Source organism: Campylobacter ureolyticus, from assembly GCF_013372225.1.
Taxonomy (GTDB): Bacteria; Campylobacterota; Campylobacteria; order Campylobacterales; family Campylobacteraceae; genus Campylobacter_B; species Campylobacter_B ureolyticus.
In genome coordinates, this window is sequence record NZ_CP053832.1 from 245,144 (window position 1) to 261,788 (window position 16,645).

Annotated in this window: 15 protein-coding genes; 13 read left to right on the top strand and 2 right to left on the bottom strand. The window is 31.0% G+C overall.

The annotated features are described in order from the left end of the window. Nucleotides 1-52: 52 nt before the first annotated feature. A complete protein-coding gene (gene bamA / locus CURT_RS01290; RefSeq protein WP_018712501.1) occupies nt 53-2,299 on the bottom strand; it encodes an outer membrane protein assembly factor BamA in 2,247 nt (748 codons plus the stop codon). 77 nt (nt 2,300-2,376) lie between these two features. Here bamA and CURT_RS01295 point away from each other — a divergent pair, with 77 nt between their 5' ends. From CURT_RS01295 to CURT_RS01345, 11 genes are all read left to right on the top strand, one after another. Further along, nucleotides 2,377-3,207 carry a prephenate dehydrogenase gene (locus tag CURT_RS01295; protein ID WP_018712500.1) on the top strand — a complete coding sequence of 277 codons (831 nt, stop codon included), beginning with the start codon at nt 2,377-2,379 and terminating at the stop codon, nt 3,205-3,207. A gap of 86 nt (nt 3,208-3,293) precedes the next feature. Further along, nucleotides 3,294-4,673: a peptidoglycan metallopeptidase Pgp6 gene (gene pgp6, locus CURT_RS01300; protein WP_018712499.1), complete on the top strand. Its 1,380-nt coding sequence runs from the start codon at nt 3,294-3,296 to the stop codon at nt 4,671-4,673. Nucleotides 4,674-4,734: 61 nt separating this feature from the next. Further along, complete coding sequence (gene lpxC / locus CURT_RS01305) at nt 4,735-5,625, top strand: UDP-3-O-acyl-N-acetylglucosamine deacetylase (protein ID WP_018712498.1); 891 nt, start codon at nt 4,735-4,737, stop codon at nt 5,623-5,625. A 59-nt stretch (nt 5,626-5,684) separates the two neighbouring features. Then, nucleotides 5,685-6,089: a glycoprotease gene (locus CURT_RS01310; protein ID WP_026320281.1), complete on the top strand. Its 405-nt coding sequence runs from the start codon at nt 5,685-5,687 to the stop codon at nt 6,087-6,089. Between the two features lie 7 nt (nt 6,090-6,096). After that, nucleotides 6,097-6,975 carry a homoserine kinase gene (gene thrB / locus CURT_RS01315; protein ID WP_018712496.1) on the top strand — a complete coding sequence of 293 codons (879 nt, stop codon included), beginning with the start codon at nt 6,097-6,099 and terminating at the stop codon, nt 6,973-6,975. Nucleotides 6,976-7,020: 45 nt separating this feature from the next. Further along, on the top strand, nt 7,021-7,236 hold the full coding sequence (locus CURT_RS01320) for a DUF448 domain-containing protein (RefSeq protein WP_115651899.1): 216 nt from the start codon (nt 7,021-7,023) through the stop codon (nt 7,234-7,236). A gap of 5 nt (nt 7,237-7,241) precedes the next feature. Beyond that, entirely contained in the window at nt 7,242-10,040 is a 2,799-nt protein-coding gene (infB, locus tag CURT_RS01325) for a translation initiation factor IF-2 (protein WP_018712494.1), read from the top strand. 11 nt (nt 10,041-10,051) lie between these two features. Continuing rightward, a complete protein-coding gene (gene rbfA, locus CURT_RS01330) occupies nt 10,052-10,420 on the top strand; it encodes a 30S ribosome-binding factor RbfA (RefSeq protein WP_018712493.1) in 369 nt (122 codons plus the stop codon). Beyond that, complete coding sequence (gene rimP / locus CURT_RS01335; protein ID WP_018712492.1) at nt 10,413-10,832, top strand: ribosome maturation factor RimP; 420 nt, start codon at nt 10,413-10,415, stop codon at nt 10,830-10,832. Before rbfA ends, rimP begins: the two co-directional genes overlap by 8 nt. A 272-nt stretch (nt 10,833-11,104) precedes the next feature. Beyond that, complete coding sequence (gene nrfH / locus CURT_RS01340) at nt 11,105-11,605, top strand: cytochrome c nitrite reductase small subunit (protein WP_018712491.1); 501 nt, start codon at nt 11,105-11,107, stop codon at nt 11,603-11,605. A gap of 18 nt (nt 11,606-11,623) precedes the next feature. Next, a complete protein-coding gene (locus tag CURT_RS01345) occupies nt 11,624-13,303 on the top strand; it encodes an ammonia-forming cytochrome c nitrite reductase subunit c552 (RefSeq protein ID WP_018712490.1) in 1,680 nt (559 codons plus the stop codon). 91 nt (nt 13,304-13,394) lie between these two features. On the opposite strand, the gene CURT_RS01350 is transcribed toward CURT_RS01345, so the two are convergent. After that, nucleotides 13,395-13,847, bottom strand: a complete 453-nt coding sequence (locus tag CURT_RS01350; protein ID WP_018712489.1) for a DUF805 domain-containing protein — start codon at nt 13,845-13,847, stop codon at nt 13,395-13,397. Between the two features lie 151 nt (nt 13,848-13,998). Between CURT_RS01350 and ribD the strand changes: the two genes are divergently transcribed. Next, the gene (gene ribD, locus CURT_RS01355) at nt 13,999-15,000 is read left to right on the top strand and encodes a bifunctional diaminohydroxyphosphoribosylaminopyrimidine deaminase/5-amino-6-(5-phosphoribosylamino)uracil reductase RibD (RefSeq protein ID WP_018712488.1); all 1,002 of its coding nucleotides are present in this window, start codon (nt 13,999-14,001) and stop codon (nt 14,998-15,000) included. A gap of 121 nt (nt 15,001-15,121) precedes the next feature. After that, entirely contained in the window at nt 15,122-16,531 is a 1,410-nt protein-coding gene (locus CURT_RS01360) for an SLC13 family permease (protein ID WP_018712487.1), read from the top strand. Nucleotides 16,532-16,645: the final 114 nt, after the last annotated feature.

Here is a 16,645-nt window from a genome sequence, read left to right on the forward strand (position 1 = left end):
ATATGATAATTTAAGGTTTGAGTTAAAAACGCAAACCTTAAAAATTGATAATTTAAAATCTTGCTCCAATTGTAAATTCAAAGCTGTTTGTACTATCATAGTCTTCTTTATTAAGTGGTTTTACCCAGAAAAGTTGTAGTGGTCCAACAGGTGTTCTCCACTCAATTCCTGCTCCAGTACTATATCTTTTTGACTCACTCCAGCTATCATCACCTATCATTCCATAGTCAAAAAATGTTACAAAACGCATATTTATACGATCAATTAAAGGCATACTTAACTCAAATGAGTTATTAAAGCTTTGTTTTCCACCTGTTTCTATGTAGTTACAATGTGTATTATCAAGACAAATTTTCTTTTTTGGAATACTTCTTCCATCATATCCTCTAACAGATCTCATGCCACCTAAAAATAATTTTTTATTAACTGGTAGGTTTTTATCATCGAAGAAATATCCAGCACCTGCTTTATATCTAAATATCAAATCCCAATCGATATAATCTTTCATTCCAAAGTACCAATTAAAATTCGCATTGCCTTTTAGATACTCTATATCTCCACCAAGTCCTGAATAATCAAGCGAAGCACTAGCTATAATACCACTTCTTGGCAAGTAGTAATCATCTGTATTGTTAAATACAATTGATGGAATAAGTGAGCTTTTTAAATTATTTCCATTTTGATAACCAGCTTTTTTATAATAGGCGTTTAAGCCATTTATTTTTGATTTTTCAATTTCATAAGTTAAATATGCATTTGTATATCTTCCAAGCTTTCTACCAATTGTCGCACTTGCTCCATAAGCTTTCTCATCATAGTCATTCCAGTCCCAATCTCTTGCATAAATTTGACCACTTAGACTATATTCTGAGTTATAAATTCTAGGATTTGTAAAACCAATTGCTCCACTTAGTTGATCATCACTTTTTTCAGCGCTTACATAGCCACTTATTCCACTACCAAATATATTTTTTTCAGAAACTGATGCACTTAGTAAAAGACCATCTCCACTTCCATATCCAATACCACCTGTTATGCTTCCAGTAGGGGCTTCTTTAACATCTATATTTAAATCTATTTCATTATCATTTACAACATTTTCAGTTATTTCGACATCATCAAAATATCCAGTTCTTCTAAGTGAATTTTTAGAATCAACCAAATCAGTTCTATTGTAAAGTTCACCCTCTGTTAAATACATCTCTCTTCTTACAACCGAATCAGCAGTTTTTTCATTACCTGAAATTGTTACATTTCTTACATAAATTTGAGCGTGAGGTTTAATGATATAATTTATTTTAACAGTATTATTTTCATTATCAGGTTTTAAATCAGGATTAACCTCAACATAGGCATATCCCTTGTCTGCAACTATATTTTCAAGTTTTGCAATATCTCTTCTTATCCAATCAGCATTAAATCTTTTGCCACTTCTTAATTTTAAATCTTTAATAATTTTTTTTGTATCAAGCTCTAAATATTGTGGTGCTTCGATTGAAATTTCACTAACTTTAAATCTTTCTCCCTCTGTTATGTAGTAGGTAAGATCGGCGGTATAATTACTCATATATGTATTTACAAAAGGAGCTGAAACAGTGGCGTTTAAATAGCCTCTTTTCATGTATTCATTTTGTATTCTAGCTGGATCATTTGGAAGATCTGCAGTTTTTAACTTGCCATCATCAAAGCCCCACATCCAGCCAAAGGTTTCTCTTTGTTTATTTGCAATTGCAGGTCTTATATCTGAGTACTTAAGCTTCTTAGCGCCAACCAAATTTACATTTTTTATTGTGATTTTTTCGCCTCTATTTACTATAACTGTTAAATGAAGTGAGCTTTTGTCTTCATCTAAAAACTCCTCTTCTATCTCAACAACAGTATCAAAATAACCCTTTACTTCATAAAACTGTCTTACTCTTTCTTTTACTTGATTTAAGGCAACCTTATCATAAGTTTGACCAAGTTTTAAGCCAATTATTTGTTCCATTGCGGTTCTATCGTTTGTAACAACACCTTCAATATCAAGTTTTGAAATAATAGGCTTTTCTTTTACATGAACAATCAAATTTCCGTTATTTTCAGTAATGTAAACATCATCAAAATAGCCTTGATTAAAAAGATTTGTGATGGCTTTGTTTGTGTTATAGCCTGTGATAGTATCTCCTATTTTAAGACCTGATATGTTTTGTGCAACTAATGGTGAAATTTGTTTTAAACCCTCGAAATTTACAGACTTTATAGCTGTTGCGCCAAAAGCCAAATTTGCTAAAAACAGTGCTAGATATGTAGTTTTTTTCATTTGCTAACCTAAAAATAAATATTTTGGCGGTATAATAGCATAATTAAAATAAAATTTTAGTGAAAATAAGGAAATTTATGAAAATTGGTATTATTGGTCTAGGATTAATAGGAGGCTCGGTTGGACTTTGTCTAAAAGATATGAAATTAATAGATAGAGTTTATGGAAGCGATATAAGTAAAGGAAATGAGAGTCTTGCTCTAAATTTAGGACTTGTTGATGAGATAATAACTTTTGATCAAATGAAAGAGATTTGTGATGTTATATTTTTAGCAATTCCAGTTGAGGCAATAGTTAAAACCTTACAAAATTTAAAAGATATTAAAAATACCACAACGATAATTGAGCTAGGAAGTACAAAAGAAAAGATAATTTCTTCTTGTCCAAAAGAAATAAGGGCAAATTTAGTGGCTGCTCATCCTATGGCTGGAACTGAAAATTCAGGTCCAAAAGCTGCATTTAAAACACTTTTACAAAAAGCCGTTGTGGTTATTTGTAATGATGATGATACAGCAAATTTACATGCAAAAAGAGCTATTGAAATTTTTTCTTACGCTGGCATGAAGATAGTTTTTATGGATGCTAAAAAGCACGATCACCATGTTGCTTTGATTTCGCATTTGCCGCATGTTATAAGCTATTCGTTGGTAAATAGTGTTTTAAAAGAAGAAAATAAAAGAAATATCATAAATTTAGCCGGAGGAAGCTTTTCAGATGTTAGTCGTATCGCGAAATCTTCGCCTGAAATGTGGAGTGATATTTTTAAACAAAATAAAGAAAATGTTTTAAATTCTATAAGTTCATTTAAAAAAGAACTTGATTTTTGTCAAAATTTAATAGAAGATAAAAAATGGCAAGAGCTTACAAAATGGCTATATGAGGCAAGAATTATAAGAGATTTTTTATAAATTAAAATTGAAATTTACCGTAAGTTTATCAGTTAAAAGTAAAATTAGGTAAGAGCTATAAAAATAATATAATTTAAGGTGAGAGTTTGAGAAGAAGAAATTCAAGAGAAAGTGGCGGCTTTTTTGGTGCATTTTTTTTAGTAATTTTATTAGTTGTGTTAGGAATATTATATTTTGTTTATTCATCTGATATGTTTGAAAGAAATGCACCAAAAGTTAGTTTAGATGATAAGATTAATTGGAATTTAAAAACTCCAATTAATGTAAAAATAACAGATGACACCGGTATAAAGTCGCTTAAAATTTCATTAAGCGATGGCAAACAAGTTATAAATTTGATGGATGAGACATTTGAACTTATTCAAAAAGAGCTAAATTTAGCTATAAATTTACCAAAAGGAACCTTGCTTGATAGAAGCGGAAATTTCAAATTAAATATCGAAGTAAAAGATATAAGCAAATGGAAATTTGGAAATAAACTAAATAAAGAAATAGATATTTTAGTAGATACAAAGAGGCCTGATGTTTATATTTTAAATCAATCTTATAAAATTACAAAAGGTGGATCTGGCGCAGTTGTTTTTAAAGCTAGTGATGATAATTTAAATGAAGTTTATATTCAAACTAGTTTTGGTAAGAAATTTGAAGTAGTGCCATTTTATAAAGATGGATATTTTGTCTCAATTATAGCTTGGCCTGTTAGTGAAAAAAATTTCACTGCTTACGTGGTTGCAACGGATAAAGCAGGAAATGAAAGCAAGGTAAGAATTAGATATTATTTACAAGATAAAGTTTATAAAACTTCTAAAATTTCACTAACTGATGAGTTTATAAATGGCAAGATAAGCGAGCTAGTTGAAATTTATGCAAAAGATCCAAGTATTTATGAAGGAATTGAGAAATTTAAATTTGTGAATGAAACTTTAAGAAATGCAAATGAAGAGTTGATTTATTCAAAAACTAATAAAATTTTAGAAGAAAAAGTGGATGATTTTTTTATAAAACCGTTTTATCCTCTTAAAAATGGAGCCGCAGTTGCAAGTTTTGGCGATCATAGATTTTATGTAAAAGATGATAAAGATGTAAGCCAATCATGGCATTTAGGACTTGATTTAGCAAGTGTTGCAAATGCTCAAATCACAACAAGCAACCCAGCTGTTGTGGTTTTAAAAGCAGATAATGGAATTTATGGATTAAATTTAGTTTTATATCATGGGCTTGGGCTTTATAGTATTTATGGGCATTGTAGTGCATCATCAGTAGATGTTGGACAAAATATAAGCGAAGAAGAGGTTATAGCAAATACTGGAAATTCCGGACTTGCATTTGGTGATCACTTGCACTTTGGTATGAGTGTTCAAGGAGTTGAGGTAAGACCAGAGGAGTGGATGGATAAAAAGTGGATGAAAGAAAACATTTTTCAAATTTTAGATAATGCAAAAAAACTTATTGATAATAAAAAATAAGTTTTATCATTTACTAATTTTAAGATATAATTAAACATTAAAAAATTATAAGGGGTATGTTTTGAAACAAACAACTATAAAAAAAAGAATTGAAGGCGTTGGTATTGGGCTTCACAAAGGCGAACCTATAAAAATTGCCTTAGAGCCTTTGGGTGAGGACTCAGGGATTATTTTTTATAGACAAGATGTAGGTGTAAGCATAAAAGCTGAACCAAAAAGTGTTATAAATACCCAAATGGCAACTGTTATTGGTAACAGTAACGGTGTATATATTTCTACAATAGAGCACTTATTAAGTGCTATAAATAGTTATGGGATTGACAATATAAGAGTTGTTTTAGATGCAAATGAGCCACCTGTTATGGATGGAAGTTCTATTGGATTTTGTATGATGCTTGATGAGGCGGGCACAAAAGCTTTGGATAAAAATAAAAATATAATGGTTATAAAAAAAGAAGTCACTGTCAAAAAAGGCGATAAATTTGTTTCTATAAAACCATCAAATAGCCCTAAATTTAACTATACTATTAAATTTAATCACCCAGTTATAGGTGAGCAAATTTATGAGTTTGAGTTTTCTAAACAAAATTATATTAAAGAAATAGCAAGAGCTAGGACTTTTGGATTTTTAAAAGATGTTCAAGCTTTAAGAGCTCAAAATTTAGCACTTGGCGGAAGTTTAGAAAATGCCGTTGTTTTAGATGATAGTGGTATTTTAAATCCAGGCGGGCTAAGATTTGAAAATGAATTTGTAAGACATAAAATTCTTGATGCAATTGGTGATTTGGCATTAATGGGAATGCCTATTTTGGGTGATTATACAGCGTATGCTGGAAGCCATGAGTTAAATCATCTTTTAACCTTAGAAATCTTAAGTGATGCAAAAAACTATGAGATAGTAAATTTAAAAGATAAAGCTTTTGCGAAAGAATACTCAAAAGTTTTTGCATAATTAAGGATAAATTCATTAAACAAGTTGATATTTTAGTTCTTACATTATGCAAACCAGCTATTGTTGGTATCTATGAGAATGATGTTTTAATACAAAAGCTTAGTGGCGAAAACCCAGCGAGTGATTTTTTAATAGAGGCAATTGATTATATTTTAAAAAATTACGATTTAAAAAGCATAGCTTATGCAAATGGACCAGGGAGTTTTATGGGCATAAAAGTTGCTTATGTTATTCTTAAAACTCTTAGTATAACTAGAAATTTACCACTTTATGCAGTAAACGGATTTGAGTTAAATGGCAATTCACCCATTAAAGCAAATAAAAATTTAAGCTTTGTTTTAAAAGATAACGGTGAAATAATTTTGAAAAAAGTAGAAGCAAAAGAGTTTAAAATTCCTTCAAATTTATCCAAATTAAATAAAACAAATGATATACTTCCAAATTATATAATAGATGCAGTTTAGGGGAAAAATGAAGATAAAAGTTCCAGCAACTAGTGCGAATTTAGGTCCAGGCTTTGATGCGTTGGGACTTAGTTTAAACCTATATAACGAGGTTGAAATAATAAAGCAAAATTTACCTTGCATTTCTATAAAAGGCGAGGGAAGTGGAAATTTAAAAATTAAAAAAAATAACACTTTTGTAAATATTTTCTTAGAAATTTATGAGTCTTTAACTACTAGGCAGGATAATTTTAAATTTTCATTTATAAATAATATCCCTTTTTCAAGAGGGCTTGGAAGTAGTTCATCTGTAATTATTGGAGCAATCGCAGTAGCTTATGAAATGGCTGAGTTTAAAATCACAAAAGAGGCTATTTTAAATAAAGCTTTATTTTATGAAAATCACCCTGACAATATCGCTCCTGCTACATTTGGTGGTTTTGTAACAAGTGTTGTTGAAAATGGTAAAGTCTATACTCAAAAAATTCATTTAGATTCTTCTATAAAAGCTGTTGTTGTTATTCCAAATAAAGCAATGTCTACAGATAAATCAAGATCAAAATTACCAAAAAATTACTCTATGAAAGAGTGTGTTTTTAACCTCTCTCACAGTGCTTTTTTAACAGCATCATTTATAAAAAAAGATTATGAAAGCCTAAGAGTAGCAGCTAAAGATATGATGCATGAGGATTTAAGAATGAAAGCTTTACCAGAACTTTTTGAGGTTAGAAAAATTTCTTATGAAAATGGAGCTTTAATGAGCACGTTATCAGGAAGTGGATCAAGTTTTTTAAATATAACATATAAAGACGATAGCAAAAATTTAGCTAAAATCCTAAAAGATAAATTTCCAGAATTTAAGATAAAAGAGCTTGATTTTGACAATGATGGCTTTAAAATATCATAAAAAAGCAAAATAAAAGAAAAAAAAGATATAATGATGGGGAAATTTGTGCAAATTAGATCATGTGTAGTTTGCAAAAATAAATTTGAACAAAAAAAACTTTTAAGATTTAGAATAAAAAATCATAAAATTAACAAAGAAGATTTGACTGGAAGAAGTTTTTATATATGTTCTGATTGTATAAAAAAAGAAGAAAAAATTTTAAAAAAAGCAGTTTCTAGATTTGTAAGAATTTCAAGTTTAGATGAATTAAAAGGAGATTAGTTTATATGGCGGAAGTTCGCATAAGTGAGATAGCATTAGAGCTTGGTTACACCAGTAAAGAAATCATTGAAAAAGCCAATGAAATGGGGCTTAAAAAAATAAAAGCACAAAACAGTGCAGTTAGCATGGAAGAAGCAGAGGCTATATATAACTATGTTCAAACAGGTGAGTTGCCACAAAAGCTTAAGACAAAATCTAAAATACACTCAAAGCATAAAAAAGAAATTGAAATTTTAGATGATGAAGAGCCTATTAAGAAGTCAAAAAAAGAAAAAGCTGATAAACCAAAAGCCCAAAAAACAGTAAAACCTAAAAAAGAATCAATTTCAAAAAAAACACAAGAGCAAAAAGAAAAAGATCTTAACTCTGTAAAAGAGCCAGAAGAAATTAAAAATGAAGAAGTTAAAAAAGAAACAAAAGAAACAGCTTCAAAAAATGATATAAAAACAGAAATAAAAGAAGAGCTAAAACCACAAGATAAAGATGAGATAAAAACTACAAAATCTAAAAACTTAGAAACTCCTAAAAAAGAAATTTCAAAAGAAAAAGAATCCGAACCAAGAATTAAAAAAGTTGAAAGTTTGGCTTCTTTATCTCTTAAAAAAAGAAGAGGTTTGGTAATAGTTAAGAAAAAAGATGAGCCTAAACAAGAAGAAAAAATAGAAGTTAAAGCCAAAAAAGAGCCAATTCAAAAATTAAATATTGGGCTTGATGAGATATTTTCAAATACAAGTTCAAATTTAAAAAAGAAAAAGCCATCTAAAAAACAGTCTTTAAATATAAAAAAAGAAAGTGCTACAAAAATAGAAATTTTAGATGATAGAGATATAAAAGATGTTGAGATTGATGATGAAAATGAGGTTGTTTTACCTGATTTAACTCTTAGTGCTATCAGTGTCGAAACTCAACAAAAAGAAACAAAGCAGCAAAAAGTATATCGCTCAGCTCAAAACAAATTTACAAACCAAGAAACCAGAAACATAAGCAGAGGTGCGAGAAAAAAACATAAAAAACCAGTTAAAAAAGATGAGGAAATTTCTGTTAGCTCTATTGATATTCCAAAAGAAATTAGAGTTTATGAATTTGCAGATAAGCTTGGAAAACAACCTAGTGAAGTTATCTCAAAACTTTTTATGCTAGGGCTTATGGTAACTAAAAATGACTTTTTAGATGAAGATGCCTTAGAAATTTTAGCGGACGAGTTTAATGTAACTATAAATATCATTGATGAGGCTTTGGAATTTGATTATACTAAAGATTATGATGAAACAAAAGATGATGAAAAAGATCTTGTTTTAAGAGCACCTGTAGTTACTATAATGGGACATGTTGACCATGGAAAGACAAGTTTATTAGACTATATAAGAAATTCACGCGTTGCAACTGGTGAAGCTGGTGGTATAACTCAGCATGTTGGTGCTTATATGGTGGAAAAAAATGGTAGAAAAATAACGTTTATTGATACCCCAGGACACGAGGCTTTTACGGCAATGAGAGAAAGAGGTGCTGAGGTAACTGATGTTGTTATTATAATAGTTGCAGCAGATGATGGAGTAAAGCCACAAACAAAAGAAGCTATTGCTCATGCAAAAGCAGCAAATGTTCCTATCATTATAGCTATTAATAAAATGGATAAACCAACAGCCAATCCAGACTTAGTAAAATCAGGACTAAGTGAGCTTGGAATTTTACCTCTTGATTGGGGTGGGGAGTATGAGTTTGTTCCGATTTCAGCAAAAACTGGAATGGGTATAGATGAACTTTTAGAAATAGTTTTACTTCAAGCTGATATTTTAGAGCTTAAAGCAAACCCAAAAAGAATGGCAAAAGCAACAGTTATAGAAAGTTCACTTAAAAAAGGTCTTGGAACAGTTGCAACTATCATTATTCAAAATGGAACTTTAAATATAGGAGATAATGTTGTAGCTGGAGTATCTTATGGAAGAGTAAGAGCTATAATGGATGATAAAGGAAATCATATCAAAAAATTAAGTCCAGGAGAGTGTGGCGTTATAATAGGTCTTAACGAAGTTCCAGAATCAGGCGAAACACTAATAGGTGTGGAAGATGAAAAAACAGCAAAAGACTATGCTAGTAAAAAACATGATTATCTTAGACAAAAAGAGCTTTCAAAATCAACAAAAGTAAGCCTAGAAGAGCTTGGTGCAAAGATAGCAGAAGGTGAGCTTAAAACTTTACCTGTTATTGTAAAAGCCGATGTTGGTGGAAGTTTAGAGGCTATAAAAGCAAGTCTTGAAAAACTTAGAAATGATGAGATTAAGGTAGATATTATTCATAGCGGAGTAGGTGGCATTACACAAAATGATATCGGTCTTGCAAGTGCGAGTGAAAATTGTGTGATTCTTGGCTTTAATGTCCGACCAACTGGAGATGTAAAAGAAAGAGCTAAAGAAAGAGGTGTAGAGATAAAAACTTATAATGTAATCTATACTCTTTTAGATGATGTTAAGGCTATTTTAGGCGGGCTTATGAGTCCAATTATAAGTGAAGAAGAAATAGGTCAAGCTGAAATAAGACAAGTTATAAATGTTCCAAAAATCGGTCAAATTGCAGGTTGTATGGTAACTGATGGAAATATCACAAGAGGAGCTGATATAAGAGTCATAAGAGATGGTGTAGTTAAATTTGAAGGAAAAGTAAGCTCGCTTAGACGCTTTAAAGATGATGTAAAAGAAGTAGCAAAAGGTTTTGAATGTGGTGTTGGCATAGAGGGATATAACGATATGCAAGTGGGTGATTACATAGAAAGCTTTATAAAAAGAGAAGAACAAGCAACTATCTAAAAAGAGTAAAAATGAGTGGTGAGATAAGAAGACTAAGAACAGCAAGCGTTTTAAAACAGCTTATTCCTGAGGCTTTAGCTGGGCTTTCTGACCCAGATTTACAAGGGCTTTGTGTTGTTGATGTGGAGTGCAAAAAAGGAAGATATGATGCTTTTGTCTATCTTGATAAAATGGCATTTGATGAAGATGAGCAAATTTTAGTTTTAAAAAAGCTTGATAGGGTAAATGGCTATTTGCAAAATTATTGTAAAGAGGCTGAAGGTTGGTTTAGAAGTCCTAAATTTCATTTTAAATTTGATGATAAACTAGAGTATCAAAACCACATGGATGAGTTGTTTAAAAAAGCCGCTAAGAGTTTAAAAAAGGATATAAATGACTGATATAAAAGCTCTAGTAATGGAGTGTGGATTAAACCTATATGATACTGAAGTTGCAAATGAAAATGGCAAAACTATTTTTAGGGTCTATATCACAAAAAGTGGTGGTGTGAATTTGGATGATTGTGAAAAAGTAAGTAAGCTTTTATCACCTATTTTTGATGTCGAACCACCGGTAAATGGCAAATACACACTTGAAGTAAGTAGTCCAGGACTTGAGAGAAAGCTTACAAAACAAGATCATTTTATAAACAGTATTGGTGAAAAAGCTAAAATCACAACAGTAAATAAAGAAAAATTTGAGGGTGAAATTATAGGCTTTGATGATGAAATTTTAACTCTTAAAACCGATAAAGAAAATTTAGATATAAAATTTGATGAAATTTTAAAAGCTAAAACTTTTATTGAGTGGTAAATAAACTTTAAAAATTTAAAAGATAAATTTTTAAAGATTTTGGCTTAGTTTTGATGTAATTTTTATTTAATTATTTCTTGCAAGATTATATTATTTAATTTATATTAAAAAATGTTTTATCATTAAATAGAATAATCTTATTTAAATTCTTGAGTATTTCTAGTATTTTTTTATTAATTTATCAAATTTTATAAAACTTGATATAAATCAATTGTTTCTCATTTTATTTTTAGTATAATTACCTTTTGTTTAAAATTTATAAAGGAGGCTTTTTGAAAAAACTAATTGATAAAATTAAGCGCTCTCCATCTGCTTTTGCTACTTTGGTTCTTGTGATAAGCTTTGGTTTGGTTATCGGGCATGGGCTTTTTACATTTGTCTATGCAAAAGGTTTTTCATATTTTGGACATGATTCCGAAGCCTGTAAAAACTGTCATGTTATGAATCAAGTCTATGAAAGCTGGATGAAAGGTGGACACCAACATGTTGCAACCTGTAGTGATTGCCATGTGCCTGAAGGCTTTGTATCTAAGTGGCTATTTAAGGCTGAAAATGGTCTTCATCACGGATACGCTGTTACTTTTAAGCAAAATCCAGTGTCTTTTCAAGCCACAGATAAAGGTAAAAACATAATCCAAAATAACTGCATCGCCTGTCACAGCGAATACGCTGCACACTCAATAGATGCAACTATGAAAAAAGGTGCTCCAGGAAGCGAGCCACTATCTTGCGTATCGTGTCATAGACAAGTCGGACACGCACATAACTTTTAAAATCAACAAGGAGAAATAATGAAAAAATGGACTTTATATACGGTGGCTTTTTTTGTTGCCGTTGTTTTGGGTGCAGCTATGTTTGCACTATTTGTAGATATCGGTTCTAAATTTGAGGAGGAAAAAAGCTATCCGATGATGCTTCATAAGGTAAGTGATTTGGACCCTGATGTAAAAGAGTGGGGTAAAAATTTCCCATCACAATATGAAAGTTTTGCCGCTATGGAGAATATTGCTTACGAGACACCATACGCAGGTTCGGTTCCATATAGTAAACTAATTCGCTATCCTGCGGCTACTAAATTTTGGGATGGATATGCTTTTGCAGTTGACTATAACCGCCCAAGGCTTCATTTTTATACACAAATTGACCAGATTGAAACAAAAAGGAATGATAAAGAGTATTTAAACTCTCACGGACTTCCTAAATTTAAAGGTCAGTCAGGAGTCTGTGTAAATTGCCATACTGGGCATTTAACTGCTATTATGAAAGATGGGGATTATAACTTAACTAAAGATCCTGTTGAATCAGCTAGTAAAGATATGCCATTTTTTGATGTAAAAGGCGAAGAAGGCAAAAAAGAAAAAGCCGCATGGACAAAGATGAACTCAATTCCTTATTTTGATGTTATGAAAAAAGTAGCTGATAAACATGGCGAAGATCCATATAAAGGCTCACATTTAGGAAGTAGCTGTGCTGATTGCCATAGTCCTGATGATATGAGTTTAAGAGTAACAAGACCTGCATTTGTCAATGCTATGGTTGATAGAGGTTATGAGGCAGATGCAAAAAGTGGACTAAAAGCTAGTCGCCAAGAGATGAGAAGTTATGTTTGTATGCAGTGTCATGTGGAGTATTATTTCCAAGGTAAAGACTCAACTCTAACCTTCCCATGGGCTAAATGGGAAAAAGATAAACCATTTAAAATAGAGATGTTTGATGAGTATTATGATGAGATGTTTGAAAATGGTAAGTTTAAATTTGACTATAAGCATAAAACTACAGATGCACCAATCATTAAAATGCAACATTCAGAAGCTGAACTTAGCTCAGCTGGAATTCACGCAAGAAGTGGTGTAAGTTGTGCTGATTGTCACATGCCATACAAAAGAGAGGGCGCTCAAAAGGTTTCAAGTCATACTGTACAAAGTCCATTTGCTGACATTACAGGAAGTTGTAAGACTTGCCATATGCAAAGCGAAGATAAGTTAGTAGAGCGTATAAATTTTATACAAAATCGCCACTCTTATGAGCTTAGAAAATGTGAAAATGCGCTACTTTCTCTAATTCAAGATATTGAAGTAGCAAGAGATGAGCTTGCAAAACTTCCTGAGTTTGCAAATTTAGACAGCGATACACAAAAAGCTGAAATTTCAAAAGCTTTGGAAAAAACTTTATGGAACCAAAGACGCGCTCATATGAGATGGGACTTTGCATTTAGCGAAAATAGCTATGGTTTCCACGCACCACAAGAAGCTGCAAGGATCATCGGACAATGCCAGGAATTTGCTAGAAAAGGTCAAATAGAACTATCCAATGAACTAGCCAAATTCGGAGTAAAGATCGAGCTAACTCAAACAGCAAATGAGGTTCCAGAACCAGAACAAATCACAAGCCATAAAGGTTTAGTTGCAACTCCACCATCACAAAAACTTAAAGAACTTGATGAAAGAGTTAAAAATTTAGATTTTAATTAAAATTAAATTAAATTAAATCCACATTGTCAAGGGCTAAAACCTTGCTTTGTGGATTTATGAGTTTTAATAGCGCCTAAATTTCAATAAAAATTTATAAATTTAGTGCCTTTGGATCGCTTCCGTAAGCATTCTCGCCCTCATCGCCTTTTTTAAATATAGGTAAAAAAACAAAATAAAAAAACAAAGCAAGTGCTATTATCAAAAATAACATACCTAATTCTTTTGATGTTTGAATAAAAAGAAGACCAACTATAAGTGCTATTGTTGGGACAAATATCATAACTAGCACAAACCACCCACTTTTGCCAAAATCATGAACTCTTCTTACAAGTAGCGCAAGCGATGGTATAAATATAACCAAACCATAAATTGAACCAAATATCCCATCTGCATCGCCAAAAACTAAAACATCAATTATACCTAGTATCAAGCTAACGATAAAGTTAAAAACGCAAAACCAACCATACTCTTTTCTTCTAGCTCTGCCACTAAAAGTAGCAAATTTCCTAAAAGCACCCAGATAATACTCATCAAAATAGTTCATAAAAAACTCCTAAAGAAAAATAGTTTTTAAATTATATCAAATTTATAAAAAATTTATGATAAAATAACTAAAAATTTACTAATAAAATATAAAAACATCAGTTTTTTTCTAAGCTGAATTTGATATAATCTTAAACAAAAAAAGGCATAAAATGAATGATGAATTTTATATGAGTTTAGCCATAAAAAAAGCTTGGCAGTATCAAATTTTAACCTATCCAAATCCAGCAGTTGGGGCATTAATACTTGATAAAAATAATCAAATTTTAAGTATAGAAGCTCATCAAAAAGCCGGCTGTAATCACGCCGAAGTAAATGCCATAAAATCAGCCTTAAAAAAGCTTAATCCAAATTTAGTTTTTCCAAAAGATGAAAAACAAACTTATGATTTTATTCTAAAAAATCATAACAATTTATTAAAAGAAGCAAAAATTTATGTCACGCTTGAGCCTTGCTCACATCATGGTAAAACCCCACCTTGTGCAAATTTGATAAAAGAACTTTGTTTTAGTGAAGTTATAATTTCACAAAAAGATATAAATCCAACAGCAAAAGGTGGTGCCCAAATTTTAAAAAACGCTGGAATAAAGGTAAAATTTGATGTTTTAAAAGATGAGGGATTTTTACTTTTAGATCCATTTTTAAGATGCCTTAGTGGAAATTTTAGTTTTTTTAAGCTTGGAATGAGCCTAAATGGCGTTATAAAAGGTGGAATTATTACAAATAATGCCTCTAGGCTTTTAGTTCACAAGCTAAGAAATGTTAGTGAAATTTTAGCAATTGGTGGAAATACGGTTAGAGTTGATAGACCGATTTTAGATACAAGGCTTTTGGGAAGTAACTTTAAAAATCCAGATATTTTTATCTACTCAAAACAAAGCAACTTTGATAAGACAATACCGCTTTTTAGTGTTAAAAATCGCGAAGTTATAATAAGCGACAATATAGATAAGCTAAAAAACTATAAACTTTGTATGATTGAGGGTGGTGAGCAAATGGCTAGAAATTTGCCTCCTTTTGTAACACATATATTAATATTTTTTTCAAGCAAATTTATAAATTTAGATAGCATTTCTCTAAATTTAGAGCTTGAGTTACTTTTTTTAGACAGGCTTGATGATAATTATTATGGTTGGTTTAAGATTAAAAGATAGTTTTTTTATTTTTTACTTTTTGTAACAAATTTGTTTTTTATAACTTATAAAAATAACTTTAATGACACTTTTATATTGCTTTTTGATATACTGAACCCAAACTAAAACTAAGGAGGTTTCTTTGGAAAATGAAGTGATAAATGAGGGCGGTGTATCACCCATAACTAAAAGAGGGCTTATAGTTATTCTGATAGCTGCAATACTCTCTTTTGCCATATATAAAATTTTGCCATACGAAGACAATGTAAATAAAGGCTTAGGTCTACTTGTTTTTATAGCAATTTTATGGCTTACTGAAGCTGTCCATATAACAGTTACTGCTTTAATGATTCCATTGCTTGGAATTTTTATAGGCATTGGTTCTGTTAATGCGGATGGCGTGTTTAAAGCTTTGACTATCAAACAAGCTTTATCAAATTTTGCAAATCCAACTATATTTTTATTTTTTGGTGGTTTTGCACTAGCTACTGCTCTTCACATCCAAAAGCTCGATACTAAAATAGCTATGAAGCTTATATCATTATCAGGCTCAAAGCTTGGGTATGCAGCAATTGCAATATGTTTAGTAACCGCAGGACTTTCTATGTGGATATCAAACACAGCAACTGCAGCTATGATGCTTCCACTTGCTATTGGTATGCTTTCAGGACTTGATAGAGTTAAAGATAGAGGAACGATTGTTTTTGTTCTTTTGGGAATTGCATACTCTGCAAGTATTGGCGGACTTGGAACAATGGTAGGCTCACCACCAAATGCGATTGTTTCAGCTGAGCTTGGTTTAACATTTTTTGATTGGATGAAGATAGGACTTCCACTTACCATTATAATGTTACCAGTTATGCTTTTGACACTTTATTTTTTATTTAAACCTGATTTTAATAAAAAAATAGAAGTTGATGCAAGTGTGGATATTCCTTGGACAACAAATAGAATTTTAACTATTATTGTCTTTTGTACAACTGCACTTTGCTGGATATTTGCTAAGCCTTTAACACATTTAACAGGCATAGCTTTTAGTGATGGTTTAATAGCTCTTGGAGCAGCGGTTGCAGTTGTTGTTTTGGGTCTTTGTACTTGGAATGATGTAGCAAAGAACACTGAATGGGGTGTTTTAATGCTATTTGGTGGAGGATTAACTCTAAGTGCTATTTTAAAAGATTCTGGTGCTTCACTTGTTTTAGGTCAAGCAGTTGCTAATATATTTGGTGGCTCTTCACCTTTGGTTATTATATTTGTTGTTGCCATATTTATAATAATTTTAACCGAATTTACAAGCAACACCGCTTCAGCAGCGCTTTTAGTTCCTGTTTTTGCAGGAGTTGCTACTCAAATGGGTATGCCAAAAGAGATTTTAGTTACAGTTATTGGAGTTGGTGCAAGTTGTGCGTTTATGCTTCCTGTTGCAACTCCACCAAATGCTCTTGTTTTTGGAACAGGAATGTTTGGTCAAAAAGATATGATAAAAGCAGGTATTGTTTTAAATGTCTTTTCGGTTGTGATAATTGCTCTTTTTGCATATTTCGTATTTTAAAAAATTTGGGCTTCTTAGCCCAAATTTACTCACTATTTATAAAAAATAATTTTAAAATTTAATATTAAGCAAATTTAAAGTTTGAAAAAGTGATAATTTTATTTTAAAGAAATA

Coding starts and splice junctions, on each gene's coding strand:
- bamA (WP_018712501.1), bottom strand. CDS start 2,299: ATGAAAAAAACTACATATCTAGCACTGTTTTTAGCAAATTTGGCTTTT.
- CURT_RS01295 (WP_018712500.1), top strand. CDS start 2,377: ATGAAAATTGGTATTATTGGTCTAGGATTAATAGGAGGCTCGGTTGGA.
- thrB (WP_018712496.1), top strand. CDS start 6,097: ATGAAGATAAAAGTTCCAGCAACTAGTGCGAATTTAGGTCCAGGCTTT.
- infB (WP_018712494.1), top strand. CDS start 7,242: ATGGCGGAAGTTCGCATAAGTGAGATAGCATTAGAGCTTGGTTACACC.
- rbfA (WP_018712493.1), top strand. CDS start 10,052: ATGAGTGGTGAGATAAGAAGACTAAGAACAGCAAGCGTTTTAAAACAG.
- rimP (WP_018712492.1), top strand. CDS start 10,413: ATGACTGATATAAAAGCTCTAGTAATGGAGTGTGGATTAAACCTATAT.
- CURT_RS01345 (WP_018712490.1), top strand. CDS start 11,624: ATGAAAAAATGGACTTTATATACGGTGGCTTTTTTTGTTGCCGTTGTT.
- CURT_RS01350 (WP_018712489.1), bottom strand. CDS start 13,847: ATGAACTATTTTGATGAGTATTATCTGGGTGCTTTTAGGAAATTTGCT.
- ribD (WP_018712488.1), top strand. CDS start 13,999: ATGAATGATGAATTTTATATGAGTTTAGCCATAAAAAAAGCTTGGCAG.